General features: G+C 72.2%; 6 protein-coding genes. 4 read left to right on the top strand and 2 right to left on the bottom strand.

Going from position 1 to position 4,043, the window contains the following annotated elements:
* The 3 genes from AB0D10_RS45855 to AB0D10_RS45845 form a co-directional block, all read left to right on the top strand.
* Nucleotides 1-228: DUF1772 domain-containing protein (locus AB0D10_RS45855; RefSeq protein ID WP_360268941.1), on the top strand; the 228-nt coding region annotated here is incomplete at its 5' end.
* A 313-nt stretch (nt 229-541) separates the two neighbouring features.
* Complete coding sequence (locus tag AB0D10_RS45850; protein WP_360268938.1) at nt 542-898, top strand: hypothetical protein; 357 nt, start codon at nt 542-544, stop codon at nt 896-898.
* A gap of 293 nt (nt 899-1,191) precedes the next feature.
* Complete coding sequence (locus AB0D10_RS45845) at nt 1,192-1,332, top strand: hypothetical protein (protein ID WP_360268935.1); 141 nt, start codon at nt 1,192-1,194, stop codon at nt 1,330-1,332.
* Nucleotides 1,333-1,432: 100 nt separating this feature from the next.
* Here AB0D10_RS45845 and AB0D10_RS45840 read toward each other — a convergent pair whose 3' ends face one another.
* Both AB0D10_RS45840 and AB0D10_RS45835 read right to left on the bottom strand, forming a co-directional pair.
* Nucleotides 1,433-2,797, bottom strand: coding sequence for a M64 family metallopeptidase (locus tag AB0D10_RS45840; protein ID WP_360268933.1), 1,365 nt, complete (start codon nt 2,795-2,797; stop codon nt 1,433-1,435).
* An 87-nt stretch (nt 2,798-2,884) separates the two neighbouring features.
* Nucleotides 2,885-3,370, bottom strand: a complete 486-nt coding sequence (locus tag AB0D10_RS45835; RefSeq protein WP_360268930.1) for a hypothetical protein — start codon at nt 3,368-3,370, stop codon at nt 2,885-2,887.
* A 213-nt stretch (nt 3,371-3,583) separates the two neighbouring features.
* Here AB0D10_RS45835 and AB0D10_RS45830 point away from each other — a divergent pair, with 213 nt between their 5' ends.
* A complete protein-coding gene (locus AB0D10_RS45830) occupies nt 3,584-3,961 on the top strand; it encodes a hypothetical protein (RefSeq protein ID WP_360268928.1) in 378 nt (125 codons plus the stop codon).
* The last annotated feature ends 82 nt before the right edge of the window (nt 3,962-4,043 follow it).

Here is a 4,043-nt window from a genome sequence, read left to right as displayed (position 1 = left end):
TACGTGGTGGCGCTGCTGGTGACGATGGGCGTCAACATCCCGCTGAACAACCAGCTGGCGGCCGCCGGCGACCCGTCCCAGATCACCGACTTCGCCGCCGTGCGGGCCAAGTTCGCCGACACCTGGGTGTCGGCCAACATGCTCCGCACCGCGCTGTGCACGGGCGGTCTGCTGGCGCTGAGCCGCTCCCTGGTGCTGCACGGCCGGTTCAGCCGCTCCGGCCGCTGAGGCCCGTCCCGCACCCACCGCAGGTGCCCGTCCGCCGCGCGCGGACGGGCACCTGCGCGTTCTCCCCGGGCCCCGGCCTTCCGGGCCCGGCTCCCCGGCCCCGGCGCGCCGGACGTCGCCGGGGGCCGGATGCGCCGGAGCGTGCGCCGGTGCGCCGGGTCGGTGACTTCGCCCAATTCACTTGATGAGACGTCGAGTTGGCGCCCGGAGCGGTTGTGGTGGAGCATGGGCGGGCCCGGTCCGTTGCGGCGCGCTTGCGCCGCGGCCGAGGTGCCGTACGCGTGCTGGGGAGGAGGCGGGTCCGATGAGTCCGGTGGATCGTCCGTTTCTGGTCCGGGGGAGGGCGGTACCCCTGGCCAGGTACCTGGCCGAGGAGGACATCGACGGCCTGGTGGCCTGCTCGTGCATAGGGAACGAGGTGAGCATCGACCTCGCCGACACCCGGATCCTGGTCAGCCTGCTCGACGTCGCCGACGTGGTGAGGCTCAACTTCCACATGGTCCAGGACGGACCGGCCAAGCCCCGGTCCTGGTCGCGCCGCCTGCCCGCCGGCACCGGCCCGCGCGAGATCGCGGCCCGGATCGCGCTGGACATCCGCACCCTGGAACGCGAACTCGCGCCCCTGCGCCGCCGCCCGCCGGAGGTGCCGCGGCAGCGCCGCCCGGGGTGAGGGCGAGGCCAACGGGGTGAGGGCGGGGCTGCCGCGCGGGCGGCGCGCGTAGGCTGGCGGCGTGGACAACGATCATCCCCGCGCCGACCGCGCCGACCGCGCCGACGCCGACCAGGCCGCCGTCGACCATCCCTTCGCCGACGGGCGGAACGTCCTCTGGACGCTGGACGCTGGACGGCTTCGGCACGGACGACCACCTGTACGACTCCCGGGAGCTGGACCGGGAGGAGTACCTGCGGATCCGGCCCCTCTTCGCACACGACCCCGAGGTCCGGCTCGGCGACGACATCTGGATGCTGGCCGGTGACTACCGCGTCCCGCCCCGCCTCCACACACGGCTGTGGGAACTGCTCAGCCCGCCCGGTCCGGTGGAGGGCCTGGACTACTTCATCGGCGCCCGCCAGAACCTGCCCGGCGGGCCCCGGGGCCGCTGACCACGGCCCGGCGGCGGTGTGTTGCCGCCGAGCCGTGATCCCAACCCGACTCGACCGACCTCGACCGACCTCGGCCGACTGCCGGCAGCCGGCGCCGACCCTAGCGCGTCACCAGCCAGGACAGGGCGGCCGTGAGGTTCGCGCGCAGCGCCGGGTCCGCCACGGCCGGGGTCGGGTCGGTGGCGACGGCGGTGAGCAGGTGCGGCCGGGTGTGCGGACCGGTCAGTTTGAGGTCGGCGAGGTCCAGCGCGGTGCGGCCACGGAGCCGGTCCAGCTCGCGCCCGTCCAGGAACCAGCGCAGCCGGGTGCCCGGCACCGGCAGGTCGACGGTCAGCCGGTCGGCCGCAGTGAGCCAACTGCCCGTGGCGGTGGGGCTGGTGAGCGGGGTGGCGTGGCGGTAGAAACCGGCGATCATCGCCTCGCGCCCCGGCAGGTTGAACTCCCGTCCGAGCGAGCGCATGATCGAGTTCTCGGTCGGCCGGTACAGCCCGGCCGGGTAGTAGCCGCCGCCCTCGTACGCTCCGACCGTCCCGCCGTCCGGGGAGGCCTGCCCGAGCCAGCGGGACCACTTGGTGCCCTGCTGCCGCATCCGGTCGGCCGTCAGCGTGCTGATGTTGGCCTCGGCCGGCTCGTCGCCCTGGTAGGTCCCCTGGCCGTCGTACGCGTACTCGTCGGCGAGCTTGCCCAACGAGTGACCGGTCTCGTGCACCGCGATCTGCCCGGACTTGGCGTTCCCGCCGGCCACCGTGGCGATGCCCTCGTAGCCCAGCGGGGACGTGACGTCGTTGTAGCCGGCGCCGCCGTACTTGGCGCTGTTGGCCACCACGAGCACCAGGTCCGCCTGCGGGGCCTTGGCGGCGTACCCCTCGACCGCCTTCTCGTCCACGCAGAGCAGCCGCTCCACGCCGTCGCACCAGAAGTACGAGCCCAGCGCGGTGTGCCGCACCGTCGCCTGGTCCGGGTCGCCGGTCACCCCCGACTCCGGCGACACGGCAGACACCGCCCACACGTTGAACAGTCCCCGGTAGGTGGCGTACGGCTCGACGGCGGTCATCTCGCGCCACTTCTCGGCCGCGTCGGTGAGGAACTTCTGCTGCTCCTGCGCGGTGTAGCCGTCGCCGATCACCACCACGTCGAGCTTGGTCGCCGGGTCGCCACCGCTGACGAGCGGCGTCACATCGCCGTCACCCCGCAGCGGGGCGACGCCCTGGGCCGGTGCGGCGACATAGGGGGAGGCGGCCGGGGCCTGGGCACGGGAGATGCTGCCGTCCTCGGCGAAGACCTCCACCTGGCGGACAGGGGCCTTGACGGGCGGCGCGCTCCCTGTCGCCGTGCTCCCGGCGGCTGTGTTTCCTGTCGCCGTTCCCCCCGGCGGCACGCTCCAGGCCGGAGCGGATCCGAGGAGGGCCGCGGCGAGGGCGGCGGTGAGCAGGGCGGTGGTGGTTCTGGCGGCTATGCGGGGCACGGGTATCGTCCTTCCTGGTGAGCGGTCCGTGGCCTGCCTCCTTCCCATGGCGAGGACCTGACAATCGCCCGATGGTTCTCCCGAACCTCAGGAGTCGACCACCGCCGCACCGGCGAACACCGCGATCAACCAGCCGACCACGGAGACCGTGAGGGTCGCGGCGAACGACCACTGGTACACGATCAGCAGGGACGAGCCCAGGAGCGTCGCCACGACGGTCGGAACCGCCATCAGCGTCGGCCTCCACCGCCTGCCCCTGGCCGGCGCGCGCAGGCCGTGCAGGCCCACCGCTGTTCCGCCACTGACCAACAGCGCGACCTCGACCACGGCCGGCACGGGAATGGCCCGCTGCTCGTCCTCGTGCCCCCGGTGGGCGAGCCTCACCACCGCGTCCCGATACACCTTCAGATCGACGCTGGTGCCGACTTTGACGTCCCGGTAGAAGGACCTGGACACGCTGTACGAGTCACCGGGCGCCGTCTCGCGCGCGACGGTCAGCATGTACGAGGTCGAGTCACCGCCCGACTCGTACTTCCTCGTGACCCGCCCGCTCTCCTGCCGCACAGAGTCCACACCCGCCCCGGCCTCCGGCGACCCGCACACCGGAGCACCGAGATGGGCGCCCGCGGTCTCATAGGCGCCCACGAAGAGCGCTGATCCCGGCAGGGACCGCTTGCCCGGGAGAAGGCTCGGTGGCATCGTCCATTCCCGTGCCGGGACCTGGCAGCCGAGGCCGCTGCGGATTCCCCGAGCAGTGCACATGACGGGCGGAGGAGGAACGCCGGCATGACAGAACCGGAACACGGGTCGGCAGCAGCCACACCGGCCGACGTGGCGCGCGCTCGGGCCGAGATCGAGCCGAACCTCCCGGCCTCGCTGCTCGCATTCTGGGAGACGGCCGACGGCCTGATGACCGAAGCCGGCGTCACCGTGTACTCCGCCGGGTGCATCGGCGAACGCAACACCACCTATGAAGTCGCGCAATACGCACCGGGTTTTGTCCTCATCGGCGACGACAGCGGCGGTCGTGGATTTCTCCTGCGTGCCGACGATCAGTGCCCCGTCGTGTTCTCGTCGGACCTCGGCGACCTGGGACCAGAGGACTTCGAGGTCGAATCCGAGGACTTCGCGCCCTGGATCGAATCGTTTCGGGGAGTGTCATGAATCAGGTGGACACCCTGATCAAGGGAGACACTGATGAGCTCGCTGACGGATCACCAGATCGGGTCGGTTCCTGACGGGTCGG

The organism is Kitasatospora sp. NPDC048545, from assembly GCF_040651155.1.
Lineage (GTDB): Bacteria > Actinomycetota > Actinomycetes > Streptomycetales > Streptomycetaceae > Kitasatospora.
The sequence above is the reverse complement of the archived record's forward strand: the minus strand, read 5'-3'. Positions and strand labels throughout refer to the sequence as shown.